The organism is Alistipes sp. UBA6068 (assembly GCF_949428155.1).
GTDB lineage: Bacteria > Bacteroidota > Bacteroidia > Bacteroidales > Rikenellaceae > Alistipes > Alistipes muris.
In genome coordinates, this window is record NZ_CASQFS010000008.1 from 116,736 (window position 1) to 141,722 (window position 24,987).

Consider the following 24,987-nt stretch of genomic DNA (forward strand, 5'->3'; position numbering starts at 1 on the left):
ATAGCCGTTATAACCTGCAAATTTAACTATTATTGGTTAAAAAACGAAAAACCCGATGGATATTACCATACTCGGCATCGAATCCTCGTGCGACGACACCTCGGCCGCCGTGCTGCGCAACAACGTCCTGCTCTCGAACGTCATCGCCTCGCAGGCCGTACACGTGAAGTACGGCGGAGTGATTCCCGAACTGGCGTCGCGCGCCCACCAACAGAACATCGTCCCGGTAGTGGACACGGCGCTGCGGGAAGCGGGCGTCGGAATCGGCGACGTGGACGCCATCGCCTTCACGCGCGGCCCCGGACTGGTGGGCTCGCTCCTGGTGGGCGTGTCGTTCGCCAAAGGGCTCTCCATAGCGGGCAACATCCCGATGGTCGAGGTCAACCACCTGCAAGGCCACATCCTGTCGCACTTCATCGACCTGCCGGACCGGACGCTGCCCCACCCCGAATTTCCGTTCCTGTGTCTTTTGGTAAGCGGCGGCCACACGCAGATCGTCCGGGTAGATTCGCCGCTGGCGATGGAAATCATCGGCACCACGATCGACGACGCCGCAGGCGAAGCCTTCGATAAGTGTGCCAAAGTGATGGGACTGCCCTACCCGGGCGGCCCGGTCATCGACAGGCTGGCCAAGGAGGGCGACCCCGAAGCGTTCCGCTTTGCCCGGCCGCGGGTCGAGGGCTGCGACTACTCGTTCTCGGGGCTGAAGACCTCGTTCCTCTACACGCTGCGCGACCGCGTGGCGGCCGACCCGGAATTCATCGAGCGCCGCAAGGCCGACCTTTGCGCGTCGCTGCAACACACGATTGTGAGCATCCTGCTGGACAAACTCGTCAAAGCGTCGAAGCAAACGGGCATCCGCGACATCGCCATAGCGGGCGGCGTATCGGCCAACTCGGGCCTGCGCGACGGCATCGTGGCCGAGGGCCGCAAGCGCGGCTGGCGGACGTTCCTGCCGGAATTCAAGTTCACGACCGACAACGCCGCGATGATTGCCATGACGGGCTACTACCGCTATCGCAACGGCGAATTCTCGACCCTCGACGTCGCACCCGAAGCACGGATCGGGGAGCTGTAGCCATGCACACGGTCGAGGCCAGGACGATCCTGTCGCCGCAAAACGGCATGAACCTCTACCGCGGCTGCACCCACGGCTGCATCTACTGCGACTCGCGCAGCGCCTGCTACGGTTTCGACCACCCGTTCGACGACGTAGAGGTCAAGGCCAACGCCGCGGAACTGCTCGAACAAGCGCTCCGTCGCCGGCGCACCCGCTGCATGCTGGGCACCGGCTCGATGACCGACCCATACATTCCGCTCGAAGAGGAGTTCCGCCTTGTCCGCCGGACCCTGGAGCTGGCCGACCGCTACGGCTTCGGCTTCACGCTCATCACCAAGTCGGCCCGCGTGCTGCGCGACCTCGACCTGCTGCGCAGCATCCACCGCAAGGCCAAGTGCGTGGTGCAGATGACCCTCACCACCCGCGACGAGGCCCTCTGCCGCCGGATAGAACCCAACGTCAGCACCACGCGCGAGCGCTTCGGGGCGCTGAAAACCCTGCGCGACGCCGGCATCCCCACCGTCGTGTGGCTCACGCCCGTCCTGCCTTTCATCAACGACACCGAGGAGAACCTGCGCGGCGTGCTCGACTACTGCATCGAAGCCCGCGTACGCGGCATCGTCTGCTTCGGCATGGGCATGACCCTGCGCGAGGGCAGCCGCGACTACTTCTACGACCGGCTCGACCGGCTTTTTCCCGGCATGAAAGAGCGCTACATCCGCACTTTCGGCAACCGCTATGCCCTCGCGAGCCCCGACAACGAACGACTGACGGCCATATTCCATGCCGAATGCGAACGCCACGGCATCATGCACGACAACCGGCAGATTTTCGACTACCTCCGCACCTTGGAGCCGACGCCGCATCCGACGCTTTTCTGACGCCTTTCCGCCGCCCGCCGCTTTTCTGACGCCGGGCCCTGCCGCCGCAAAATTTCACGGAACAATCATTTCGCCCTGTACTCCGGACGAGTCGTCCGCACCCGCTCTGACGCCCCAAGGCACGAAAAAGCGCGGCCGCCGAAGCAGCCGCGCCGAACCGGGGAAAGGATGCGCCTCTATCTTGCCAAACCTTTGATTTTCTGCGCAAAGGAATCGTATTCGGCACTCAGCGACGACATCAGCTCGCGGACCGACTGGATTTTCTCGGCCCGCCAGGCGTTGGCGCCGCAGAAAGCGTAGCCGTTCTGCAACTTGCCCTTGAAGGCGTTGTAGAGCGCCAGCATGATGCAATAGGGGCTGTGCGTCACGTCGCAGGTCTTGATGCAGTCGAACGGACAGGCCTTGGGCCGCTTCAGCCCCTCCCTGACCCGGTCGAGGAACGAACTGCGCAGCGCCCGGCCCGGCATCCCGACGGGACTTTCGATGATTTCGATGTCCTCGCGGCGGGCGTCGATATAGCTTTGCTTGAACGCCGGGTCGGCGTCGCACTCGTCGGTGGTGACAAAGCGCGTGCCCATCTGCACCCCCTCGGCACCCAGTTCCATGATGCGGTAGATGTCCTCGCCCGTGTAGATGCCGCCGCCCGCAATGACGGGAATATGGCACTCGTGCTCGGCGCCGAATTTCGACACCTCCGCCACGATTTCGGGCACCAACGTTTCGAGCGAATAGTGCGAATCGTCTATCTGCTCGCGCTTGTAGCCCAGGTGTCCGCCCGCCTTGGGGCCCTCCACCACGATGGCGTCGGGCACATAGCGGTACTCCTCGAACCATTTGCGGCACAGCAGCGCGGCAGCCCGCGCCGACGAGACAATGGGCGCCAGCTTGGTCCGGGCACCCTCGGGCAGAAACGACGGCAGGCTGAGCGGCAGCCCGGCCCCCGAAAAGATGATGTCGGCCTTCTCGGCGATGGCCGTGCGCACCATGTCGGCGAAGTTGGACATGGCCACCATGACGTTCACGCCGATGATGCCGCGCGTGGCTTCGCGGGCCTTGCGCAGCTCCTCTTTCAGTCCGCGGATCGACGCTTCGCGGTAGTCGGCGGGGCGCGAACCGTAGATGACGCCGAGCCCGGCCGACGAAATCACCCCGATGCCGCCCTCGCTGGCCACGGCCGAAGCGAGCCCTGCCAGGGATATGCCTACGCCCATACCGCCCTGCACGATGGGCACCGAGGCGCATAAATTTCCGATTTTCAGTGTTTTCATTTATTCGTTCTTGAATAAGTTCCGGGCCAAAGATAGGTATTTTCGGCCGAAAAATTCGGCACTCAAGAACAATTTCACAAAAACTTAACACTGCGCGTCCTGCGGCGCTCGTCGGTCAGCTCGCGTTCGACGATTCCCGTAAGCACGTCGGGGGCATCGTGCCAGCGGTTGGCCCGGAATTGGCGCCTGTAAGCGGTCAGATGGCCGTGGAGCTCGGGCCACCGCAGCCGCCAGTCGCGCGGGAAGCGCAGCAGATGCAGCACGGTCGCCGCGTTGGAGAGGATGCGGGCCTCCTTGTTGCCATGCTGGTGGAACCACTCGACCCGCACGTCGGGCGCGAGCCGCTGCACCGCGCGGGCGAACCCCCGGCCGCCGTTATTGCTCTCGACAGCGGCCTGCCGCGTACCCGACCGGACCAGCATTTCGGCCACCTGGGTCTCGGTCGTCTCCATCGGCTCGCGCGAATAAACGGCGTCGGTGACGTAGACGATGCCGTCGGCGTCGACCGCATAGGAGAGCGAGCACAGATAATCGTCGCCCGTGTCGGCCGTGTCGGTATAGTTGCCGTAGCGCACGATTTCGCGCGGCAGAAAATCGTACTCGGCGAACCCGTTGCCGTACAGCAGTCCCTCGCGGGCCGACGGATGCCCCTGGTACATGGCCTCGAACTGCAACGGGTCGAGCCGCCGCTTGGCCGCGAGCAAGGCCGCACCGTGCTGCATCTCCCACAGCGCCTCGCCCGGCCGCCGGGGATCGAGTTCGGAGGAGGGCGACACCTTGAGCGCCTCGAAATTGAGGTGGAGCCACTCGTCGTGCCGCAAGGTGCCGAGCTGCTCCCAGCGCCGCAGCGCAACCACCTTTTCGCGCTGCATGATGGTGCCTATCAGGTCCTCCTCGTGCCAGCGCGTAAAGACGATGAGCTCGCGCGACGCATTGTGCATACGGGTGCGCACGACCGAGGTGTACCACTCCCAGCAATTGGCGCGGATGATGGGCGAATTGGCTTCGAGGGCGTCCTTGTAGAGGTCGTCGAGCACGAAGCAGTCGACGCGGTTGCCGGTGAGCGACCCCTCGCGCCCGACCGACAGCAGGCCGCCCCGGTGTCCGACGATTTCGACCTCGTCGGCCGTGCGGATGTAGTTGGGCGGCTTGTTGCCGCACTTGATGGTGGTGACGGGGAAAATATCGCCGTACTCGCGCGATTCGAGGATGCGCTGGACGCGGCGGTTGAATTTCGACGCCAGGGCCCCCGAATAGGAAGCGATGGCGACACGGCAATCGGGGTCGGCCCCGAGGATGTAGGCGGGCAGCAGCGTAGTGGCCCCCACGCTCTTGCCGTGCTGGGGCGGCATGGTGACGATGAGCCGCCGGACCTGCCCGCGGGCGAACGCCTCCAGGACGCGGTAATAAGCACGGTGGAACGGCTGCAACTCCAGGAAAGGATAGACCGCCAGCGCGAAATCGGCGAACGAGGGGGCAGGATGTCCGGCTCCGGCAGGTCCGGCAAGTTCGGAGGGAATTAGTTCGGCGGAGGGTCCAGAGCCTGGGACGGATTCGACGGAGTTTCCGACCGCGGCGGGCAACTCGGAGCCAAGAACCGGTTCGGCGGAGTGACCCGACCCGGAATCGGGGGCAGCAGAGTTCCCAAGGCCGAGGCTGGATTCGGATTCGGCAGAACTTGCGGCCGCCGTGGCCGGAGAAACAAAAACCTCTGCGGGAGAGTGTCCCGCAGAGGAAAAATCGGATGGACGATTCATGAAAGTACGATTTTTGAACCCTTTGCGCGGCGCCGCGGCGGGCGGGTTCGTCTGAGTGGTTCCGGCGGGCGGCGCCGCGCCCGAAAGGCGGGAAAGAGCCGGAACTCAAAAAAAGATAAAGAGTGAAAAGCAGTATATCATCAGAGGTGCCCCTCTGTCATTCTGAGGAGGTCGCAAGACGAACCGACGCTCGCTCCACATGACATTTATTCCTTATTAACTATACATTATTCACAATTTCCTGCAACGCCTTGCGTTGCCATCTGCGGCGGCTCGCATCGGAGATGCGTCCGGCCCAGCCGCCGCAGATGAATATGCCCGGCTGCATCTTACTTTACGGACTATAATTTCCTCCGGCAGGCAAAATTCCATCATTCTCACGAGTATGCCCTCTTCCGTTGCAGCCATTCGCGGGCCCGGCCGGGGCGGTTGCGCCACGGGCGCGAGCCGGACGCCGCGGGAAAACACGCACACGCATGCCCCCAAACTACAAACTCCGGAAGAGGTCCCGGACTTCGCCGAACGAAAAGTCGTTCGGCACCTCCCCGTCGGCCGCGAAAGTATGGAATTCCCACCACACGGGCACGAGGTCGGAAATCGGCTCGGCGGTGCCCTCGGGCTGCGAAACGCGGCGACGATAGACGATAACCGAAGCCGTCAGGCGCCACGCGGCGCCCTCCGTCTCGCCCTCGACCGACCCCGAAAAATAGCTGCGGCCGCCGACGGCTTGCGCGAGAAACGCCGCGACCTGCCGGTAAAGTTCGGATGAAACAGGATACATAACAGAAAACCAACGTTTTTTTGAATAGATGATTTGCGCGAAAGAATAAATTGCTTAACTTTGCAGGACAAAGATATATTCAAAAATTGAATTTTGATACGGTTCAGTACAATTTTTTATTATAATATTTTCCGATAGCACAGCCATGAACGAACGGGTAAAATTGATACGCAAGCAGCTCGGGATGACCCAAGAACAACTTGCACAGCGACTTGGCATCGGCAAGGCAGCCCTTTCGATGATCGAGACGGGCAAGGCGGGGCTTTCGTCGCGCAACCGCAACATATTGGTTCAGGATTTGAACGTCAACCCCGAATGGCTCGAAACCGGCCGCGGCCGGATGTTCAACGCCGAACCCGACCTGACGGCCTACATGCACCGCACCGACAACTCGCTGCCCATGCAGAGCGTGCCGCTCTACTCCATCGAAGGTACGGCGGGGCTGGTGCCGCTTTTCACCGACCGTGCGCAGGCCAAACCCGTCAACTTCATCCACATCCCCAACCTGCCCAAGTGCGACGGCGCCATTTACATCGTGGGCGATTCGATGTACCCGCTGCTCAAAAGCGGCGACATCGTGCTCTACAAACAGCTGTGCGACCTCAACGACATATTCTGGGGCGACATGTACCTGCTGTCCATCGACATGGACGGCGAAGAATACGTGACGGTGAAATACATCCAGAAGTCCGACCGCGAGGGCTATGTCAAGCTCGTGAGCCAGAATCCCCACCACGCCGACAAGGAAGTGGCTGTCGGCCGCATCCGCGCCCTGGCGCTGGTCAAGGCCTCCATCCGCATGAATTCGATGCGGTAGGAGCAGGCCCCCGATTTTCATTTTCGATTTTTTGTGAGTATCTTTGAAATTCGGATAATGTTGCCACGCAAAAAACAACAACTCAATAAACTGATGAAAACCAGCTACGAAATCCGCTACGCCGCGCATCCCGAAGATGCCAGACACTACGACACGGCCCGTCTGCGCCGCGACTTTCTGATTGAAAAGGTCTTTGCGGCCGACGAGGTCAACATGGTCTATTCGATGTATGACCGCATGATTGTCGGCGGCGCGATGCCCGTGAACGAAACGCTCCGGCTCGAAGCCATCGACCCGCTCAAGGCCCCGCACTTTCTGACGCGCCGCGAAATGGGCATCTTCAACGTCGGCGGCAAAGGCCGCGTGAAGTCGGGCGACACGGTGTTCGAGCTCGATTTCAAGGAAGCGCTCTACTTAGGTGCGGGCGACCGCGAGGTGACTTTCGAGAGCGCCGACCCGCAGCACCCGGCCAAGTTCTACTTCAACTCGACGACGGCCCACTGCACCTACCCCGACCGCAAGGTGACCAAGGCCGACGCCGTGGTGGCCCACATGGGTTCGCTCGAAGGCTCCAACGACCGCAACATCAACAAGATGCTGGTCAACCAGGTGCTGCCCACGTGCCAGCTCCAAATGGGCATGACCGAACTGCTGCCGGGCAGCGTCTGGAACACGATGCCGGCCCACGTACACTCGCGCCGCATGGAAGCCTACTTCTACTTCGAGGTGCCCGAGGAACACGCCGTCTGCCACCTGATGGGCGAAGTCGACGAGACGCGCCACATCTGGATGAAGGGCGACCAGGCCGTCCTCTCGCCCGAGTGGTCCATTCACAGCGCCGCCGCCACCCACAACTACACGTTCATCTGGGGCATGGGCGGCGAGAACCTCGACTACGGCGACCAGGATTTCTCGAAGATTACCGACTTGAAATAAACGGCCGCCAGCAAACTTCGCAATGAAAGCAACAAGGCTGTTTTTCTTTCTTCTTCCTTTGTTTTTTTCTTGCAGTCTCTCCGCGCAGAACAAAAATACGATTCGCGTAGGTGCCGGCGTCAATGTTCGCAGCAGTGTCGACAACGACCGGCTTTCGGCCGGGCCGTCGCTGCTGGTGGAATATGGCCGAAGTGTCAACAGCTATTTCGCTGTCGCAGTCGAAATCCACACCGACATGTGCAAAAACGGCACAGCGTCCGATTTATATGGAGCTGGGGTCAGTTTGCGAGGTATGGCCACACCGTTTCCCCAAAAATTCCGATGGGTCAAAGTCGGTGTCGGCACAACGTACGATCGCTGCAAGTATCTGTACGGCGTTCATTTCAAGGACAAGGAAGGGCAATCGGTCTTGAAGCACATGCAGCACTCCGCCGGTTATTGGGGCATCGACTTTCCGATACGCGCCTATTTTATCGACAGCCGGCGGTTCGAGTGCTATGCGTTCTATAACATTAAAACCATGTTTACGGACGGCAGCTATTATTGGAACTACTCCCATGGCGGTCTGGCATTCGGCGTCAGATTCTGAGGCTGCATAATATATGTTTTAACATTCGTTTTCACTTTTAACTTTTCCCTTTATAAAAATGGTAAACTTTTCTTTGGAAGGCAAGGTCGCTCTCGTGACGGGCGCTTCCTACGGCATCGGCTTCGCACTGGCCACGGCATTCGCACGCCAGGGCGCCAAAATCGTCTTCAACGACATCAAGCAGGAGCTGGTCGACAAGGGACTGGCCGCCTACAAGGCCGAGGGCATCGAAGCCCATGGCTACGTCTGCGACGTGACCAGCGAGGAGCAGGTCAACGCGCTGGTGGCTCGGATCGAAAAGGAAGTCGGTGTCATCGACATCCTTGTGAACAACGCCGGCATCATCAAGCGCATCCCGATGCACGAAATGACCGCCGCCGAATTCCGGCAGGTTATCGACATCGACCTCAACGGCCCGTTCATCGTCTCGAAGGCGGTCATTCCCTCGATGATTAAGAAAGGCCGCGGCAAAATCATCAACATCTGCTCGATGATGTCCGAGCTGGGCCGCGAAACCGTGTCGGCCTACGCGGCCGCCAAGGGCGGTCTGAAGATGCTCACGCGCAACATCGCGTCGGAGTACGGCGAGTACAACATCCAGTGCAACGGCATCGGCCCGGGTTACATCGCCACGCCGCAAACCGCGCCCCTGCGCGAGAAGCAGCCCGACGGTTCGCGCCATCCGTTCGACGCGTTCATCGTCGCCAAGACCCCCGCGGCACGCTGGGGCACGCCCGAGGACCTCATGGGCCCCGCCGTGTTCCTCGCTTCCGAAGCCTCGGATTTCGTCAACGGCCACGTGCTCTACGTCGACGGCGGCATCCTCGCCTACATCGGCAAGCAGCCGCAATAAGGGCGTGCCGGAAAATTCACCCAAGAGGTACCCGCTTCGGGCACCTCTTTTTTCATTTCTATCGCAGGACCGTTCTTTTGCCGTTCGGCCACCCCGAAAACAAATATTCCGGCGGATTGTGAACATTCTAACAATAAATTCCTATATTTGTATTAGGCTTATAAAAACTAACCTTCTCATTAAAGACATGGAACAGCATTCTGTGCACGAAATGCACGACGTCGTGATTCGCTTCTCGGGCGATTCGGGCGACGGCATGCAGCTCACGGGCACGCTCTTCTCCGACACCTCGGCGCTGATGGGCAACGGCATCTCGACTTTCCCCGACTACCCCGCCGAAATCCGCGCACCGCAAGGCACCGTCGCGGGCGTCTCGGGTTTTCAGGTCCACTTCGGCAGCCGCCGCGAGTTGAATCCCGGCGACTACTGCGACGTGCTGGTGGCGATGAACCCCGCAGCGCTCAAGGCCAACCGCAAGTGGCTCAAGCCGGGTGCCACGGTCATCCTCGACGGCGATTCGCTCACCGAGGAGCACATCCGCAAGGCCGGGTTCGCCACGCTGGACCCGCTCGCAGAGCTCAAGCTCGACGAGTACAACGTCGTCGTGCCCGGCATCACATCCATGACCCGCGAAGCGCTCAAGGATACCGGGCTCGACAACAAGTCGGTCGTCAAGTGCAAGAACATGTTCGCGCTGGGCATCTGTTTCTGGTTGTTCGACCGTCCGGAGGACCATGCCTATAAGTATTTGGACAGCAAGTTCGCCAAGAAGAATCCCGCCGTGGCCGAGGCCAACAAGCTGGCCATCAAGGCGGGCTACAACTACGCCGCCAACACCCACCAGTTCGCCAACAATTACCGCGTGGCGCCTGCCGACCTCGAAAAGGGCACCTACCGTTCCATCAACGGCAACGTCGCTACGGCGTGGGGCCTTTGCGCCGCCGCCGAGAAAGCCGGGCTGCCGCTCTTCTGCGGTTCCTACCCCATCACTCCCGCCACGGTCATCCTCGAAGAGTTGGCCAAGCGCAAGGACCTGGGCGTCAAGACCGTGCAGGCCGAGGACGAAATCGCAGGCATCTGCACCGCCATCGGTGCCGCGTTCGCCGGCAACTTCGCCGTGACCACCACTTCCGGCCCGGGCCTTTCGCTCAAGAGCGAAGCGCTGGGGCTGGCCGTCATGACCGAGCTGCCGCTCGTCGTGGTCGACGTACAGCGCGGCGGTCCCTCGACGGGTCTGCCCACCAAGACCGAGCAGAGCGACCTCGCGCAGGCGCTCTACGGCCGCAACGGCGAATGCCCCGTCATCGTCGTGGCCGCTTCGTCGCCGAGCGACTGCTTCCACTTCGCGTTCGAGGCGGGCCGGCTGGCCATGGAGCACATGACCCCCGTGGTGCTGCTCTCCGACGGGTTCATCGCCAACGGTTCCGAACCCTGGCGCATCCCGCAGATGAAGGACTACCCCGCCATCTGCCCGCCCATCGTCGACCAGGCGCCCGAGGAGGGTTTCATGCCCTACGTACGCAACGAGAAGCTCGCCCGCGGCTGGGCGTTCCCCGGCAAACCCGGACTGGAACACCGCGTGGGCGGTCTGGAAAAAGACTGCGTCAAAGGGTGCATTTCGCACGACCCGGCCAACCACCAGAAGATGGTTTCGACCCGCGCCGCCAAGGTGGCCAAAGCCGCCGACTACATTCCCCGGCAGCAACTCTGCGGCGACCCGGAGGGCGACCTGCTGGTCGTAGGCTGGGGCGGGACGCGCGGCCACCTGCAGAACGCCGTCGACGAAATGCGCCGCGATGGCCGGCGCGTCTCGCTCTGCCACTTCAACTACATCTGCCCGCTGCCGCACGGCGTCGAGGAGATCTTCGCCAAGTTCCGCCGCATCGTTGTCTGCGAGCTCAACGAGGGGCAGTTCGCCGCCTACCTGCGCCAGCAGTTCCAGCAGTTCAGCTACGAGCAGTTCAACAAGTGCGAGGGGCTGCCGTTCACGGTGGCCGAGCTGAAACAGAAATTTGAATCCTTACTGAACCGATAAGTTATGGCAGACTACAAATACACTCCGGCTGATTTCAAGAGCGACCAGGAGGTGCGCTGGTGCCCCGGCTGCGGCGACCACGCCATTCTCAACGCCGTGCAGCGCGCCCTGCCCGAAGTGGCCGACCGCACCGACACGCCGCACAACCTCTTTACGTTCGTCTCGGGCATCGGTTGTTCGTCGCGCTTCATCTACTACATGAAGACCTTCGGCTTCCACTCCGTCCACGGCCGTGCCAACGCCGTGGCCACGGGCGTCAAGGTCGCCAATCCGCGGCTCAACGTATGGGTGACCACAGGCGACGGCGACTCGCTGGCCATCGGCGGCAACCACTTCATCCACGCCATCCGCCGCAACGTCGATCTGAACGTCATCCTCTTCAACAACGAGATCTACGGCCTGACCAAGGGACAGTACTCGCCCACCTCGAAGCTGGGCAAGATCACCAAGACGTCGCCCTACGGCACCGTCGAGAAGCCTTTCAACCCCGGCGAGCTGGTCATCGGCGCCAAGGGCACCTTCTTCGCCCGCTCGATCGACATGGAGGTGGTCCTTTCGAAAGAGTGCCTCGTCGCCGCCGCGCAGCACCGCGGCATGTCGGTGGTCGAGATGATGCAGAACTGCGTGATCTTCAACGACAAGACCCACGCCGCTTTCGCCGCCGACAAGGCCACGCGCGCCGAGCGCACCATCACGCTGCGCCACGGCGAGAAGATGCTCTTCGGCGCCAACCGCGACAAGGGCCTCGTCTTCGAGAACATGAAGCTCAAGGTGGTGACCGTAGGCCAGGAGGGCTACACGCTCGACGACGTGCTCACGCACGACGCCCACGAGCGCGACACGACGCTCCACTCGATGCTCGCCGCCATGAAGTACCCCGACTACCCCGTGGCGCTGGGCGTCATCCGCGCCGTGGAGGACGATGCGGTCTACGACCGCGCCGTCGAGCAGCAGGTCGAGGAGGTCAAGGCCTCGAGCAAGATCCGCTGCGTCGACGATCTGCTCCGTTCGGGTGCCACCTGGGAGGTAGAATAACGCCCCCGAGCACCGCACAGACGAAGGCCGCCCGACATCCGTCGGGCGGTCTTGTTTTATCGAGGGACCTGCAGCCAACAAAGGGAACCTCTCTGCTGACTCACGGCCAGAGGCCGGCAGCCCGTAGCCGCCCCGAGCGAAAATCTGCAAAAGCGACTAATAAATCCCGGCTCTTAGCCGGGCGCTGGCTGCGACCCGAGCACCTCGATCACGCAGCCCGCTCTCACCCGGAAACCCCATGCCATGCCTGCCGCGCGCCCTTTTTTCTCGTCGCAGCGCGTTTTTCGATCATTTTTTTGCGTCCGACGCTTGGATATTCGAAAATTAGACTTATCTTTGCACTCGCAACGGGGGATTAGCTCAGCTGGCTAGAGCGCTTGCATGGCATGCAAGAGGTCACGAGTTCGAATCTCGTATTCTCCACATCTCGAAGATTGCGACGGCAGAACATACGTTCTGCCGTTTTTTGTCGGCCCTTCTCCGGGAAAATAGTTTTCCCGTCCTTGTGCCGCCAAAAACATCGCTGCGCTTATCGCAATCTTTTCCACCTCACAAACGCCATTCTCACAAAAGCAAGAGTTGCGGGGCGAAAATAGATTGATTTTCATAGGCCGCCCCGCGAGTGCTGCGCACTTCGATTCCGATATTCTCCACAAAAAAAGCAATCGGAAAAACCGATTGCTTTTTTATTTCACCTATGCCCTCCTTTTACAGCTTCCGCACCTCGGAGATACCCATAACCTTGTAAGACGCGGCCAATTCCTCGTCGCGGTTGGAGATAACCAGCAATTTGTCGCCCAGCAGCAACCCGGTGTTGCCCTTGGGCACAAAGTAGTCGCCGTCGCGGCAGACCATCATGACCAGCGTGTTTTCGGGCAGTTCTATCTCCCGCAGCAACTGCCCGCGTTCGAGCATGCGTTCGTTGACCTCCACTTCCGTCAGCACCGACTTCATGTCCTCGTGCATGTTGACGTTGAATGCCGATTCGCGTTCCTCGTACGAAAGTCCCAGCAGGTTGGCCATCACGCTCACCGTCGTGCCCTGCACCACCAGCGAAATGATCGTCGAAAGGAAGACTACGTTGAACAGCAGGCCGGCATGCGGCACGTCGGCAATCAGCGGATAGAGCGCAAACAGAATCGGCACCGCACCGCGCAGTCCCACCCACGAAACGTAAAGCCGCGCCTTGGTCGTGAATTTGCGGAACGGCGCCAGGCAAAGGAATACCGACGCCGGGCGTGCCACCGCAATCATGAAGACACCCACCAGCAGTCCCAGCAGCAGCACTTCGGGTTGAAGCAGTTCGTCGCTGTTCACGAACAGACCCAGCATCAGGAACATCATGATTTGCATCAGCCACGTGAATCCGTCGAAGAAGATAGTCATGGGCTGTTTCTGCGCCAGTTTGCGGTTTCCGACCACCAGTCCCGCCAGATAGACGGCCAGATAGCCGTTGCCGCGAATCAGGTCGGTAAAGGCGAACGCAAAGAAGATGAAAGCCAGCAGCAGCACCGAGTAGAGCGAGCGATTGGCCAGATTGATGCGGTTGATGATCCACACCGCCGCACGGCCGATCAGATAGCCCGACAGAGCACCGACCACCATCTGCACGACGAACAGCACCAGGTTCGTCCCGAAGCACATTTCGCCCTGCGAGCGCGAGAGCACCCCCACCAGCAGCACCGTCAGCATGTAGGCCATCGGGTCGTTCGAGCCGCTCTCGAGTTCGAGCAGCGGGCGCAGGTTCTGCCGCAGGCCCTGTTTCTTGCTTCGCAGAATCGAGAACACCGACGCCGAGTCGGTCGACGACATGGTCGACGCCAGCAGCAGGGCCGCCGTGAACGAGATTTCGGTACCCACCACAGGCGCCACAAGCCACACGAACGTGCCCAATATCAGCGCCGTTATGACCACGCCCCCCGTCGCCAGCACCACGCCCGGGCCGATGATGGGCCGAATCTGCGAGAATTTCGTGTCCATACCGCCCGTAAAGAGGATGATGCAGAGCGACACCATTCCCACGAACTGGGTCACTTCGACCGAGCGGTACGAAATGAAGTCCAGCCCGAAAAGCATGCCCACGCCCAGGAAAAGCAGCAGGGCGGGCGCACCGAAACGATAGGCCGCCTTTCCGGCAAGCACCGCCACGAACAGCAGCAGCGCACCGACCAGCACAATATGTTCACTTGTAAAGTCGATCATCTTACTGCGGTATGAATATGTAGGTAATGGTCCCCTGCTGCCGCGCCGGGGCCGACTGGTCGATGTTGAACAGCGACGCCCGGGCCGCCCGCAGGGCCGTTTCGCGCATGCACGCGTCGCCGCCGTATTCCACATGGGCGGCGGTCACTTCGCCCGAGCGGTTCACCGTCACGCTCACTTCCACTTCGCCGCCGCCCTCGCATTGGTAGGCCGGCACCACCAGCCGCCGCGACGTCCGCACGGGGTTCGTCAGCGAGAACGACACCGTCACGCGGCCTTTCATCTTGCGGTCCTGCCGTTCGGTCCCCTCCTCCGAGCCCGTCCGTTGGCGGATGGCCTGTTCTTCGGCCAACCCCTGCTCGTAGGCTTCGCGGTTGGCGCGCATCCGTTCGGCCGCTTCCGAAGCCGCATCGTTCAGCGCCGCGGCATTGGTCCCGCGGTCGTCGCGGAGTTCTTCGTTCAGTGCATTTTCGTTCGACGCCGCATTGCGGACGCTCTTCCAGTCGACAGGGTCCCGTTCCTGCCGGCGGCGCACTTCCTCTTCCAGCCGGGCGCGTTCGCTTTCCAGCTCGGCCAGCGTCTGTATGTCGATGTACATCCCCTGCGTCGAGGCCCGGCGGCCGACCGCTATCTTCGACGATACGAATACGATCATCAGCACCAGATAGGCTATCAGCGTCACGCAGAGCCCTATCCGGTGGTTGTAGGCCCAGGCCCCGGCGTCTTCGTGCCGATTGTCGAACGGCAGCTTCAGGCGCGGCCGTCCGGCAGGGCGGGGTCTGTTGTCGGAAGGTGTCTCTGTCATGTCAGGCGGTCGGAATTTCGGACAAAAATAGTTTTTTTTAGCGATTTTTTATATCTTTGGGCACAAAATATTCAGAAACCAACGCTTATGTCAACCAAACAGCAAACGCTCAAGGCGCCCATTTGCTTTTCGGGCAAAGGGCTGCACACGGGCGTCGAAGTAACCATGACCGTCCGCCCGGCCGACGCCGATTCGGGTATCGCTTTCCGTCGCGTCGACCTCGAGGGACAGCCCATAATTCCCGCTTTGTGCGATAACGTGACCGACACTTCGCGCGGCACCACCATCGAGGCCGGCGGCAACCGCGTCAGCACCATCGAACACATCATGTCGGCGCTCTGGACGCTCGGCGTGGACAATGCACTGATCGACATCGACGGTCCCGAAGCCCCCATCATGGACGGTTCGGCCCGCGAGTACGCCGAAGCCATCGTCCGCACGGGCGTCGTCGAGCAGGAGGCCGAGCGCACCTATTACCACGTCACCGAGAAGATGGTCTACACCATCCCCGAAAAGGGCGTGGCCATCATCCTCTACCCCGACGACGAGTTTTCCGTTTCGCTGCACGTCGATTACAATTCCAAGGTCATCGGCAACCAGTATGCCACCTTCGAGCCCGGCGACGACTACGCATCGAAAATCGCGCCGTGCCGCACGTTCGTCTTCCTCCACGAGCTGGAGCCCCTCATCAAGGCCAACCTCATCAAGGGCGGCGACATGGACAACGCCATCGTCGTGGTCGAGAATCCCGTGCCCGAGGAGGAGCAGGAGAACCTCAAGAAGATTTTCAACAAGTCGGGCATCGAAATCAAGCCCGGTTACCTCAATAACCTGGAGTTGCGCTGCAACAACGAGCTCGCACGGCACAAGCTGCTCGACCTCCTGGGCGATTTCGCGCTCCTCGGCGTGCGTATCAAGGGCCGTGTGTGGGCTACCCGCCCCGGCCACTTCGCCAATACGGAGTTCATGAAGCAGCTCAAGCGCTCCATCCGCAAGGCCGGCGAGAAACCCCGCTACACCTACGACTGCCGCAAACCTGCGCTCTACGACATCAACGCCATCCGCAAGATGCTGCCCCACCGTCCGCCGTTCCTGCTGGTCGACCGGATTTTCCATTGCGACGCTTCGTCGGTGGCCGGCATCAAGAACGTCACCATGAACGAGCCGTTCTTCGTGGGCCACTTCCCCGAGGAGCCCGTCATGCCGGGCGTGCTGATTGTCGAGGCCATGGCCCAGTGCTCCGGCATCATGGTGCTCAACACCGTGCCCGACCCCGAGAACTACTCCACTTACTTCATGAAGATCGACGGCGTGAAGTTCAAACGCAAGGTCGTTCCGGGCGACACGCTCCAGTTTGAAATCCACCTCCTGGAACCCATCCGCCGCGGCGTTGCGCTGGTCGAGGCCAAAGCGTTCGTCGGCGAGACACTCGCCTGCGAGGCCGTGTTGATGGCGCAGGTCGTCAAAAACCGCCAGTAAGATGATCAGTCCGCTTGCTTACGTTCACCCCGACGCCAAGTTGGGGGCCAACGTCACGGTCGAGCCTTTCGCCTGCATCGCGGGCGACGTGGTCATCGGCGACGATTGCTGGATAGGTCCCGGGGCCGTCATCCACGACGGGGCCCGCATCGGCAGGAAGTGTAAGATCCACACCGCGGCTTCGGTGTCGTGCCTGCCGCAGGACCTCAAGTTCGACGGCGAGGTGACCACCTGCCAGATCGGCGACTGCAACGACATCCGCGAGTACGTCACCATCAGCCGCGGCACCAAGTCCACGGGCACGACCATCGTCGGCGACGGCAATCTGTTGATGGCCTACGTCCACGTCGGCCACGATTGCGTCGTCGGCAGCCATTGCGTCATCGCCAACCGTGTTTCGCTCGCTGGCGAGGTCCATGTCGACGACTGGGTCGTCATCGGCGGCCACGCGGCCATCCACCAGTGGACCCGCATCGGCGCGCACGCCATGATTCAGGGCGGCGCCCTCCTCGGGCAGGACCTGCCGCCCTTCGTCATCGTCCGCAACGATACGCTCCGCTTCGCCGGAATCAACAAAATCGGGCTTTCGCGCCGCGGCTTCACGCCCGAGCGCATCGCCGAAATCCACGAAGCCTGCCGCATCCTGTTCCAGAGCGGTCTGAACTATCTGAACGGGTGCAGCGAGGTCGAGCGTTCGGTGCCCCAGAGCCCCGAGCGCGATTATCTCGTGGAGTTCATCCGCTCGTCGAAGCGCGGCATCATCAAGCCCTACGCTTCCGGCCACCGCGAAGCGTAAAAAAATCCCTATATAATATTGGTATATCGGATTTTTTTCGTACATTTGTCGTGTCGAAAGACAGGACGCACGCAATAAGGGGACGCAAAGTCCCCTTATTTCATAGTTGTACACAAGTTGACTTACGTTTTTCAGCCATGATCGACCCTAAAAAAATCATCGCCGCCGCCGAGCGCAGGCTCGCAGGTTCCGACATGTTCGTGGTGGGCTGCAATTGTTCGCCGGGCAATGAAATCGAGCTCTTGATCGACAGCGATTCGTCGGTTTCCATCGACGCCTGCGTCGAGTTGAGCCGCGCCGTCGAGGCGGAGTTCGACCGCGATGCCGAGGATTTTTCGCTCACCGTCGCTTCGGCCGGCATCGGTTCCGAACTCCGGTGCCTGAGGCAGTACCGCAAGCTCGTCGGCAGGCCCGTCGAGGTGCTGCTCGCCAGCGGCGTGAAGATTACGGCCCGGCTCGACGAGGTCGACGATGAGAGCCTCACCCTCTCCTACGAGGAGAAGCAGGCCGTCGAGGGCAAGAAGCGCAAGCAGCTGGTCCGCGTCACGCGTCGGTATCCTTTCGCCGAGGTCAAGTCCACCCGCGAATATCTGGACTTCAAATAAAATAGAAAGCGAAACGTGAAAAGCGCCTTGATTAAGACGAACCGAAATTTCCGCATCGAACATTTCACCCTTCACTTTTAACTTTTCACCTTTCACCTCGAATGAATCATCCGCAATTCAAAAAAATACAAAACAAACAATAACCCCATGGACAATCTCAATCTTATCAGCAACTTCGCCGAGTTCAAGGAGTTGAAGAACATCGACAAGCCCACCATGATCGGCGTGTTGGAGGACGTCTTCCGCCACGCCCTGCAAAAGCAGTACGAGAGCGACGAGAATTTCGACGTCATCATCAACCCCGAGAAGGGCGACCTCGAAATCTGGCGCAACCGCACGGTCGTCGAGGACGGAGCCGTCGAGAATCCCAATACGCAGATCGCCGTTTCGGAGGTCAAGGCCATCGACTCCACCTACGAAGTCGGCGACGAGTATGCCGATGAAATCAAGCTCGCGTCGTTCGGGCGCCGTACCGTCCTGTCGCTCCGGCAGAACCTCGCTTCGCGCATCCTCGACCTCGAAAAGGCCAACCTCTACGAGAAGTATTCCGAGAAAGTCGGCGAAATCATCACCGGCGAGGTTTACCAGGTCTGGAAAAAGGAGGTGCTGATTCTCGACGACGACGAGAACGAGCTGATTCTCCCCAAAAGCGAGCAGATTCCCAACGATTTCTATCGCAAGGGCGACACCATCAAAGCCATCGTCAAGTCGGTCGAGATGAACAACAACCAGCCCCGCATCATCCTCTCGCGCACGGCCAGCCAGTTCCTCGAACGTCTGTTCGAGCAGGAGGTTCCCGAGATTTCCGACGGTCTGATCACCATCAAGAAAATCGTCCGCATCCCCGGCGAGCGGGCCAAGGTCGCGGTCGAATCCTACGACGACCGCATCGACCCCGTCGGTGCATGCGTCGGCATGAAGGGTTCGCGCATCTATTCCATCGTCAAGGAGCTGCGCAACGAGAACATCGACGTCGTCAACTTCACGGCCAACACGCAGCTGATGATTCAGCGTGCGCTGAACCCCGCCAAGATTTCGTCCATCGTCCTCGACGAGGAGAAGCAGACCGCCGCCGTCTACCTCAAGCCCGACCAGGTGTCGCTGGCCATCGGCAAGGGGGGTCTGAACATCCGCCTTTCCAAGATGCTCACCGGTTACGACATCGACGTCTACCGCGAGGTCGAGGAGGAGGATGTCGCCCTCACGGAGTTCGCCGACGAAATCGAACCTTGGATCATCGAGGCCCTCAAGAACGTCGGGTGCGACACCGCCAAGAGCGTGCTGGAGCTTCCCGTCGAGGAAATCGCCGCCCGCGCCGACCTCGAATTGGAGCAGGCACAGAAGGTCGCCGAGATTCTGAAGGCCGAATTTGAATAGCATTTACACGCAAAGAAAGGAGAACACACAATATGGGGAATGAAAGAAAATTAAGGCTCATTCAGGTGGCCAAGGAGTTCAACGTGGGTATCAACACCATCACCGACTTCTTGCACAAGAAGGGCATCAAGAGCGACGGTTCGCCCAACACGCAGGTCGACGCCGACACCTATGCGATCCTCGAAAAGGAGTTCGGCGCCAACCGTGCCGCGTCGGGTGCCCGCGATTCGATCCGCGAGCGGATTTCGCTGAAGCAGACCACCGTTACCATCGAGGGCGGCAAGAAGCCGCAGGAGGAAGAGAAAGAGGTCGTCATCAAGAGCAACGTCATCAACGTGCGCGACGAAATCCAGCAGCCCAAGTTCCTGGGTAAAATCGACCTCGACCCCAAGCCCAAGGCTGCAAAGACGGCCGCGAAGCCCGTCGTAAAGGCGGAGCCCGCCAAGACCGAGGCGCCCAAGGTCGCCGAGACCCCGAAGCCCGAGCCCAAGGCGGTTCCCGAAACCGTCGTGGCCAAGCCCGTTGAAACGCCTGCCGCGAAGCCGGTTGAAAAGCCCGTCGAGAAGCCCGCCGAAAAGAGCGAGCCCGCCAAGGCCGAGGAGCCCAAGCCCGAAGCGCCCAAGGACAACATCTTCCGTCCCGAAACCGTGACCCTCACCGGGCCGCAGGTCCTCGGTACGATGGACGTTTCCGGATTCGTTCCGGGCGGCAAGCACAAGCGCAAGCGTCTTTCCAAGGAGAAAGTCGACGTCACCAAGGCACAGCGCGGCGGCGGTCAGAGCGGCGCCGGCACTCCCGGCAGCCAGCGGCCGGGCGGCCAGGGCGGTCCCAACCGCGGCGGCGCCCAGGGCGGCAAGCCCGCACCCAACCAACCCCGTCCGGGCGAGGGGCGGCGTAACCGCAAGAAGAACAGCCAGGCCGTCGTTCGTCCCGAGGTCAGCGACGAGGAGGTATCGAAGCAGATCAAGGACACCCTGGCCCGGCTCACGGCCAAGGGTGCCAAGAATACGGGTGCCAAGCACCGCCGCGACAAGCGCGAAGCGGCCGCCGAGCGGATGAACGAGCAGATGGAGCGTTCCGTGCAGGAGCGTTCGACGCTCAAGGTCACCGAGTTCGTCACCGTCAGCGAGCTGGCTACTATGATGGACGTCGCGCCCACAGAGGTTATCACAGCCTGCATGAACCTCGGTCTGATGGTTTCCATCAACCAGCGGCTCGACGCCGAAGCGTTGGCCGTCGTCGCCGAGGAATTCGGGTTCAAGGTCGAGTTCGTCTCGGTCGAAATCCAGGAGGCCATCGCCGAGGAGGACGCCGACAGCGAGGAGAACCTCGTGCCGCGTCCGCCCATCGTCACCGTCATGGGCCACGTCGACCACGGTAAGACGTCGCTTTTGGACAACATCCGCAAAACCAACGTCATCGAGGGCGAAGCCGGAGGTATCACCCAGCACATCGGTGCTTACAGCGTCGAGCTCAACGGTCAGAAAATCACGTTCCTCGACACTCCGGGCCACGAAGCGTTCACCGCCATGCGTGCCCGCGGCGCCAAGATCACCGACGTCGCCATCATCATCGTCGCGGCCGACGACAGCGTCATGCCGCAGACGGTCGAAGCCATCAACCACGCGCAGGCCGCAGGCGTTCCCATGGTCTTTGCTATCAACAAGATAGATAAACCCAACGCCAACGCCGACCACATCAAGGAGCAGCTGTCGCAGATGAATTACCTCGTCGAGTCGTGGGGCGGCAAGTACCAGGACCAGGAGATTTCGGCCAAAAAGGGTCTCAACCTCGACAAGCTCCTCGAAAAGGTGCTCTTAGAAGCCGAGATGCTCGACCTCAAGGCCAACCCCGACAAGAAAGCCGTCGGCACGGTCATCGAGTCGACGCTCGACAAGGGGCGCGGCTACGTCTCCACCATCCTCGTCCAAAGCGGTACGCTCCGCATCGGCGACGTCGTGCTCTCGGGTACCTACACCGGGCGCGTCAAGGCCATGTTCAACGAGGACGGCAAGAAAGTCACCGTCGCCGGGCCCTCCACGCCCGTGCAGGTGCTGGGTCTCAACGGCGCTCCGCAGGCGGGCGATACGTTCAACGTCATGGACGACGACCGTTCGGCGCGCGAAATCGCCAACAAGCGCGAGCAGTTGCAGCGCATGCAGGGCATCATGACCCAGAAGCACGTCACACTCGACGAAATCGGCCGCCGCATCGCCATCGGTTCGTTCAAGGAACTGAACATCATCGTCAAGGGCGATGTCGACGGTTCGGTCGAAGCCATGTCCGGGTCGCTCATCAAGCTCTCCAAGGAGACGGTGCAGGTCAATGTCATCCACGCCGCCGTGGGTCAGATTTCCGAATCCGACGTCCTGCTCGCCGCCGCATCCAACGCCATCATCGTCGGGTTCCAGGTGCGTCCTTCGGCCGCCGCACGGCGCGTCGCCGAGAAGGAGGAGATCGAAATCCGCCTTTACTCCATCATCTACGACGCCGTCAACGACATCAAGGACGCTATCGAGGGTATGCTCGAGCCCGTCATGAAGGAAGAAATCGTCGCTTCGGTCGAGGTCCTGGAGATTTTCAAGATTTCCAAGGTCGGCACCGTCGCCGGGTGTATGGTCCGCGAGGGCAAGCTCCAGCGGTCCACGCCCATCCGCGTCATCCGCGACGGTATCGTCATCTACACCGGCAAGCTCGGGTCGCTCAAGCGGTTCAAGGACGATGTCAAGGAGGTCGCTGTCGGTCAGGACTGCGGTCTGAACATCGAGTCGTTCAACGACATCCGCATCGGCGACATCGTCGAGGGTTACGAGCAGGTCGAAGTCAAACGTAAATAGTATCATCCAACCCGCATAAAAGCATGAAGAACCCCATCCATTTCATCACCCCCGAAGAGGCGGTCAAAGTGATCAAATCGGGCGACCACGTCCATCTGAGTTCCGTGGCTTCGGCTCCGCAGTGCCTTATCAACGCCATGTGCGCGCGCGGCGAGGCCGGTGAGTTGAAGGACGTCCACGTCCACCATCTCCACACCGAGGGTCCGGCGCCCTACGCCGATCCCAAGTTCACGGGCATCTTCCAGCTCGATTCGTTCTTCGTCGGCGCCAACGTGCGCAAGGTCACCCAGAGCGGCGACGCCGACTACATCCCCATCTTCCTCAGCGAGACGCAGAAGCTCTACCGCTGCGGCGCCGTGCCGTGCAACGTGGCGATGATCCAGGTTTGTCCGCCCGACAAGCACGGGTACGTTTCGCTCGGCACGTCGGTCGACGCCACGTTGGCCGCCGTCGAGTGCGCCGACCACGTCATCGCCGTCATCAACAAGAACGTGCCGCGTGCGTTCGGCCAGGCCATGATTCCCATCTCCAAAATCGACATGTTCGTCCAGGACGACACGCCGCTTATCGAGGCCAAGTTCTCCGAACCCAACGAGGTGGAGACCGCCATCGGCAAGCACTGCGCCGCGCTCATCGAGGACGGCGCCACGCTCCAGATGGGCATCGGGGCCATCCCCAACGCCGTGTTGAGCCAGTTGGGCGGCCATAAGAACCTCGGTATCCACACCGAAATGTTCGCCGACGGCGTTTTGCCGCTCGTCGAGAAAGGCGTCGTCAACGGCGAGGCCAAGAAGACCGACCCCGGCAAGATGGTTTCCACGTTCCTCATGGGTTCCAAAGCCGTCTACGATTTCATCGACGACAACCCCGGCGTGTTGATGATGGACGTAGGTTATACCAACGACCCCTACGTCATTTCGCAGAACGACCGTTTCGTCGCCATCAATTCGGCTTTGCAGATCGACCTCACCGGGCAGGTTTGCGCCGATTCGCTCGGCACCAAGTTCTGGTCGGGCGTCGGCGGTCAGATCGACTTCGTCTACGGCGCTTCCCTCTCCAAGGGCGGCAAGGCCATCATCGCCATGCCGTCGATTACCAACAAGGGCGTTTCCAAGATTTGCCCCACTTTGTTGGACGGTGCCGGCGTGGTCACTACGCGCAACCACATCCACTGGTTCGTCACCGAGTTCGGCGCCGTCGACCTCTACGGCAAGACCATGCAGGAGCGCGCACGCCTGTTGATTTCCATCGCCCACCCCTCCGCCCAGGAGGAGCTCGACCGCGCCGCTTTCGAGCGTTGGGGGTCGCACCACCACTACATCAAGGGTTACATGTCCAAGTAGTTCCGGGCCATAAATTCTTTGTTCACAAGGAGCAGCCGTTTTCTCGGTTGCTCCTTGTTTTTTGTTTCATTTTTTTCAGCGCCTGCCCCGCCGTCCTGCCCCGCCCTTTCCCGCAGAACTCTGCAACGCCCTGCGTTGCCACCTGCGGCGGCCCGCATCGTAGATGCGTCGCTCCCAGCCGCCGCAGATGAATACACTATCGCTAACTATTTCTTAATTTGTGCGGTCCGTTAGCCTTTCCGCACTTCGCCCCTGCGTTCTTTTACCAGCCCCCCTCTGTCATTCTGAGGAGCCACAGCGACGAAGAATCTACATTCAAGCCCTGCTTATTATTCTGAGCGCAGTAAAGAATCTTTCCGCCCCTCCGCAAAGCCCCCAATTATTCCCTATTCATTATCAATTATTCATTACCTTTGTCCCGCCAATGTGTTTGCTATGAATCCCAAAGCCCAAGGTTATTTCATCGGCGCCCTCGCCGCCGTCACTTACGGGACCAATCCGCTCTTCGCCCTGCCGCTTTACAGCGCCGGTATGGACCCCGATTCGGTGCTGTTCTTCCGTTACCTTTTCGCCATTCCCATCCTCGGCGCCATGATTCGGTTGCGCGGCCGGAGTTTCAGGGTCCGGCGGGCCGAGGTCCCCTTGCTCGCGGGTATGGGTATCCTCGTCGCCCTCTCGTCGTTGGCGCTCTTTCTGAGTTACAATTACATGGACGCAGGGATCGCATCTACCCTGCTTTTCGTCTATCCCATCCTCGTGGCTTTGATTATGGCGTTCGGGTTCCACGAAAAATTATCGTGGACCACTTCCTTGTGCATTCTGTTTGCCATGGGCGGCATCGGGTTGCTTTACAGGGCCGGCGACGGTTCCACCCTCAGTCTCACCGGGACTTTGCTCGTCTTCGTCTCGGCGCTTTCCTATGCCATCTACATCGTCGCCGTCCGGCAGTCCCGGCTCAAGGACGTTCCCACGCTCGCCGTCACTTTCTACGTCCTGCTCTTCGGATTGATGCTCTTTCTCTTCCGCGTCGATTTCGGCCGTTCGCTCCTCTTGCCCGGAGCTTGGTACTTGTGGGGCAACCTCTTGGCGCTCGCCGTCTTCCCCACCGCCGTTTCATTCCTCTGCACCACGCGCGCCATCGGGCTCATCGGGTCCACCCCTACCGCCATCCTCGGAGCCCTCGAGCCCGTCACGGCCGTTTGTTTCGGCGTCCTCGTCTTCGGCGAAACGCTCACGGTCCGCATCGTCTGCGGCATCGCCTTGATTATCCTCGCCGTCACGTTCATCATCGCCGGCAGCAATATCGGCGTTTACCTCACCCATTTCCGCAAGCTCTTTCCCCGGTTGCGGCGGGTCCGCTCCGGCCTTTAGATTTCGGTGCGTCTTCTCCTTTCGCGTCTTCCCGCTCGTCTGTTTGGCGTATCTTTCCACCCTTATCTGTTAATAAAATAACACTTTACGTTCTTTTCACCGTTATTTTGGTCTGAAATTTGCGGGGGGGGGATTTTTTGTATCTTTGCACTGCCGGGCT

The 24,987-nt window shown here is 60.7% G+C and carries 20 protein-coding genes and 1 tRNA gene; 16 read left to right on the forward strand and 5 right to left on the reverse strand.

Going from position 1 to position 24,987, the window contains the following annotated elements; genetic code table 11:
- Window positions 1-55: 55 nt before the first annotated feature.
- Both tsaD and QVG21_RS06350 read left to right on the forward strand, forming a co-directional pair.
- Window positions 56-1,078, forward strand: a complete 1,023-nt coding sequence (tsaD, locus tag QVG21_RS06345) for a tRNA (adenosine(37)-N6)-threonylcarbamoyltransferase complex transferase subunit TsaD (RefSeq protein WP_287923166.1) — start codon at window positions 56-58, stop codon at window positions 1,076-1,078.
- Window positions 1,079-1,080: 2 nt separating this feature from the next.
- On the forward strand, window positions 1,081-1,941 hold the full coding sequence (locus QVG21_RS06350; protein WP_287923168.1) for an SPL family radical SAM protein: 861 nt from the start codon (window positions 1,081-1,083) through the stop codon (window positions 1,939-1,941).
- Between the two features lie 176 nt (window positions 1,942-2,117).
- Here QVG21_RS06350 and QVG21_RS06355 read toward each other — a convergent pair whose 3' ends face one another.
- The 3 genes from QVG21_RS06355 to QVG21_RS06365 all read right to left on the reverse strand — a co-directional run bounded on the left by QVG21_RS06355 (window position 2,118) and on the right by QVG21_RS06365 (window position 5,747).
- The gene (locus QVG21_RS06355) at window positions 2,118-3,209 is read right to left on the reverse strand and encodes an NAD(P)H-dependent flavin oxidoreductase (RefSeq protein WP_287923170.1); all 1,092 of its coding nucleotides are present in this window, start codon (window positions 3,207-3,209) and stop codon (window positions 2,118-2,120) included.
- Between the two features lie 74 nt (window positions 3,210-3,283).
- On the reverse strand, window positions 3,284-4,966 hold the full coding sequence (gene terL, locus QVG21_RS06360) for a phage terminase large subunit (RefSeq protein ID WP_502871763.1): 1,683 nt from the start codon (window positions 4,964-4,966) through the stop codon (window positions 3,284-3,286).
- A gap of 487 nt (window positions 4,967-5,453) precedes the next feature.
- Window positions 5,454-5,747 (reverse strand): hypothetical protein, encoded by a 294-nt coding sequence (locus tag QVG21_RS06365; protein ID WP_287923172.1) that lies wholly within the window; start codon window positions 5,745-5,747, stop codon window positions 5,454-5,456.
- A 145-nt stretch (window positions 5,748-5,892) separates the two neighbouring features.
- On the opposite strand from QVG21_RS06365, the gene QVG21_RS06370 reads away from it, so the two are divergent.
- The 7 genes from QVG21_RS06370 (at window position 5,893) to QVG21_RS06400 (ending at window position 12,435) form a co-directional block, all read left to right on the forward strand.
- Window positions 5,893-6,564, forward strand: a complete 672-nt coding sequence (locus QVG21_RS06370; protein ID WP_287923175.1) for an XRE family transcriptional regulator — start codon at window positions 5,893-5,895, stop codon at window positions 6,562-6,564.
- A gap of 93 nt (window positions 6,565-6,657) precedes the next feature.
- The gene (kduI, locus tag QVG21_RS06375; RefSeq protein WP_287923178.1) at window positions 6,658-7,500 is read left to right on the forward strand and encodes a 5-dehydro-4-deoxy-D-glucuronate isomerase; all 843 of its coding nucleotides are present in this window, start codon (window positions 6,658-6,660) and stop codon (window positions 7,498-7,500) included.
- Between the two features lie 22 nt (window positions 7,501-7,522).
- Window positions 7,523-8,089 carry a hypothetical protein gene (locus QVG21_RS06380; RefSeq protein WP_287923180.1) on the forward strand — a complete coding sequence of 189 codons (567 nt, stop codon included), beginning with the start codon at window positions 7,523-7,525 and terminating at the stop codon, window positions 8,087-8,089.
- Window positions 8,090-8,147: 58 nt separating this feature from the next.
- Window positions 8,148-8,942 (forward strand): gluconate 5-dehydrogenase, encoded by a 795-nt coding sequence (locus QVG21_RS06385; protein ID WP_287923182.1) that lies wholly within the window; start codon window positions 8,148-8,150, stop codon window positions 8,940-8,942.
- A gap of 187 nt (window positions 8,943-9,129) precedes the next feature.
- A complete protein-coding gene (locus tag QVG21_RS06390) occupies window positions 9,130-10,977 on the forward strand; it encodes a 2-oxoacid:acceptor oxidoreductase subunit alpha (RefSeq protein ID WP_287923184.1) in 1,848 nt (615 codons plus the stop codon).
- Window positions 10,978-10,980: 3 nt separating this feature from the next.
- The gene (locus QVG21_RS06395) at window positions 10,981-12,012 is read left to right on the forward strand and encodes a 2-oxoacid:ferredoxin oxidoreductase subunit beta (RefSeq protein ID WP_287923186.1); all 1,032 of its coding nucleotides are present in this window, start codon (window positions 10,981-10,983) and stop codon (window positions 12,010-12,012) included.
- Window positions 12,013-12,361: 349 nt separating this feature from the next.
- Window positions 12,362-12,435: transfer RNA gene (locus QVG21_RS06400), tRNA-Ala, on the forward strand.
- Between the two features lie 285 nt (window positions 12,436-12,720).
- Here the strand turns inward: QVG21_RS06400 and QVG21_RS06405 are convergent.
- Both QVG21_RS06405 and QVG21_RS06410 read right to left on the reverse strand, forming a co-directional pair.
- Window positions 12,721-14,214, reverse strand: a complete 1,494-nt coding sequence (locus QVG21_RS06405) for a potassium/proton antiporter (RefSeq protein WP_287923188.1) — start codon at window positions 14,212-14,214, stop codon at window positions 12,721-12,723.
- A 1-nt stretch (window position 14,215) separates the two neighbouring features.
- Complete coding sequence (locus tag QVG21_RS06410; protein WP_287923190.1) at window positions 14,216-15,019, reverse strand: energy transducer TonB; 804 nt, start codon at window positions 15,017-15,019, stop codon at window positions 14,216-14,218.
- An 87-nt stretch (window positions 15,020-15,106) separates the two neighbouring features.
- Between QVG21_RS06410 and QVG21_RS06415 the strand changes: the two genes are divergently transcribed.
- The 7 genes from QVG21_RS06415 to QVG21_RS06445 all read left to right on the forward strand — a co-directional run bounded on the left by QVG21_RS06415 (window position 15,107) and on the right by QVG21_RS06445 (window position 24,827).
- Complete coding sequence (locus QVG21_RS06415; RefSeq protein ID WP_251215018.1) at window positions 15,107-16,498, forward strand: bifunctional UDP-3-O-[3-hydroxymyristoyl] N-acetylglucosamine deacetylase/3-hydroxyacyl-ACP dehydratase; 1,392 nt, start codon at window positions 15,107-15,109, stop codon at window positions 16,496-16,498.
- A gap of 1 nt (window position 16,499) precedes the next feature.
- Window positions 16,500-17,294, forward strand: a complete 795-nt coding sequence (gene lpxA / locus QVG21_RS06420; protein ID WP_287923194.1) for an acyl-ACP--UDP-N-acetylglucosamine O-acyltransferase — start codon at window positions 16,500-16,502, stop codon at window positions 17,292-17,294.
- A gap of 137 nt (window positions 17,295-17,431) precedes the next feature.
- Window positions 17,432-17,899 carry a ribosome assembly cofactor RimP gene (gene rimP, locus QVG21_RS06425; RefSeq protein WP_251215020.1) on the forward strand — a complete coding sequence of 156 codons (468 nt, stop codon included), beginning with the start codon at window positions 17,432-17,434 and terminating at the stop codon, window positions 17,897-17,899.
- A gap of 147 nt (window positions 17,900-18,046) precedes the next feature.
- Window positions 18,047-19,276 (forward strand): transcription termination factor NusA, encoded by a 1,230-nt coding sequence (nusA, locus tag QVG21_RS06430; protein WP_251215021.1) that lies wholly within the window; start codon window positions 18,047-18,049, stop codon window positions 19,274-19,276.
- Between the two features lie 32 nt (window positions 19,277-19,308).
- A complete protein-coding gene (infB, locus tag QVG21_RS06435; RefSeq protein ID WP_287923198.1) occupies window positions 19,309-22,113 on the forward strand; it encodes a translation initiation factor IF-2 in 2,805 nt (934 codons plus the stop codon).
- 23 nt (window positions 22,114-22,136) lie between these two features.
- Complete coding sequence (locus QVG21_RS06440) at window positions 22,137-23,456, forward strand: acetyl-CoA hydrolase/transferase family protein (RefSeq protein ID WP_251215023.1); 1,320 nt, start codon at window positions 22,137-22,139, stop codon at window positions 23,454-23,456.
- Between the two features lie 435 nt (window positions 23,457-23,891).
- The gene (locus QVG21_RS06445) at window positions 23,892-24,827 is read left to right on the forward strand and encodes a DMT family transporter (protein WP_287923202.1); all 936 of its coding nucleotides are present in this window, start codon (window positions 23,892-23,894) and stop codon (window positions 24,825-24,827) included.
- Window positions 24,828-24,987 lie beyond the last annotated feature (160 nt).

Excerpts from the sequence above, each read along its gene's own strand:
- tsaD (WP_287923166.1), top strand. The coding sequence starts at position 56 with ATGGATATTACCATACTCGGCATCGAATCCTCGTGCGACGACACCTCG.
- QVG21_RS06350 (WP_287923168.1), top strand. The coding sequence starts at position 1,081 with ATGCACACGGTCGAGGCCAGGACGATCCTGTCGCCGCAAAACGGCATG.
- QVG21_RS06355 (WP_287923170.1), bottom strand. The coding sequence starts at position 3,209 with ATGAAAACACTGAAAATCGGAAATTTATGCGCCTCGGTGCCCATCGTG.
- terL (WP_502871763.1), bottom strand. The coding sequence starts at position 4,966 with ATGAATCGTCCATCCGATTTTTCCTCTGCGGGACACTCTCCCGCAGAG.
- QVG21_RS06365 (WP_287923172.1), bottom strand. The coding sequence starts at position 5,747 with ATGTATCCTGTTTCATCCGAACTTTACCGGCAGGTCGCGGCGTTTCTC.
- QVG21_RS06370 (WP_287923175.1), top strand. The coding sequence starts at position 5,893 with ATGAACGAACGGGTAAAATTGATACGCAAGCAGCTCGGGATGACCCAA.
- kduI (WP_287923178.1), top strand. The coding sequence starts at position 6,658 with ATGAAAACCAGCTACGAAATCCGCTACGCCGCGCATCCCGAAGATGCC.
- QVG21_RS06380 (WP_287923180.1), top strand. The coding sequence starts at position 7,523 with ATGAAAGCAACAAGGCTGTTTTTCTTTCTTCTTCCTTTGTTTTTTTCT.
- QVG21_RS06385 (WP_287923182.1), top strand. The coding sequence starts at position 8,148 with ATGGTAAACTTTTCTTTGGAAGGCAAGGTCGCTCTCGTGACGGGCGCT.
- QVG21_RS06390 (WP_287923184.1), top strand. The coding sequence starts at position 9,130 with ATGGAACAGCATTCTGTGCACGAAATGCACGACGTCGTGATTCGCTTC.
- QVG21_RS06395 (WP_287923186.1), top strand. The coding sequence starts at position 10,981 with ATGGCAGACTACAAATACACTCCGGCTGATTTCAAGAGCGACCAGGAG.
- QVG21_RS06405 (WP_287923188.1), bottom strand. The coding sequence starts at position 14,214 with ATGATCGACTTTACAAGTGAACATATTGTGCTGGTCGGTGCGCTGCTG.
- QVG21_RS06410 (WP_287923190.1), bottom strand. The coding sequence starts at position 15,019 with ATGACAGAGACACCTTCCGACAACAGACCCCGCCCTGCCGGACGGCCG.
- QVG21_RS06415 (WP_251215018.1), top strand. The coding sequence starts at position 15,107 with ATGTCAACCAAACAGCAAACGCTCAAGGCGCCCATTTGCTTTTCGGGC.
- lpxA (WP_287923194.1), top strand. The coding sequence starts at position 16,500 with ATGATCAGTCCGCTTGCTTACGTTCACCCCGACGCCAAGTTGGGGGCC.
- rimP (WP_251215020.1), top strand. The coding sequence starts at position 17,432 with ATGATCGACCCTAAAAAAATCATCGCCGCCGCCGAGCGCAGGCTCGCA.
- nusA (WP_251215021.1), top strand. The coding sequence starts at position 18,047 with ATGGACAATCTCAATCTTATCAGCAACTTCGCCGAGTTCAAGGAGTTG.
- infB (WP_287923198.1), top strand. The coding sequence starts at position 19,309 with ATGGGGAATGAAAGAAAATTAAGGCTCATTCAGGTGGCCAAGGAGTTC.
- QVG21_RS06440 (WP_251215023.1), top strand. The coding sequence starts at position 22,137 with ATGAAGAACCCCATCCATTTCATCACCCCCGAAGAGGCGGTCAAAGTG.
- QVG21_RS06445 (WP_287923202.1), top strand. The coding sequence starts at position 23,892 with ATGAATCCCAAAGCCCAAGGTTATTTCATCGGCGCCCTCGCCGCCGTC.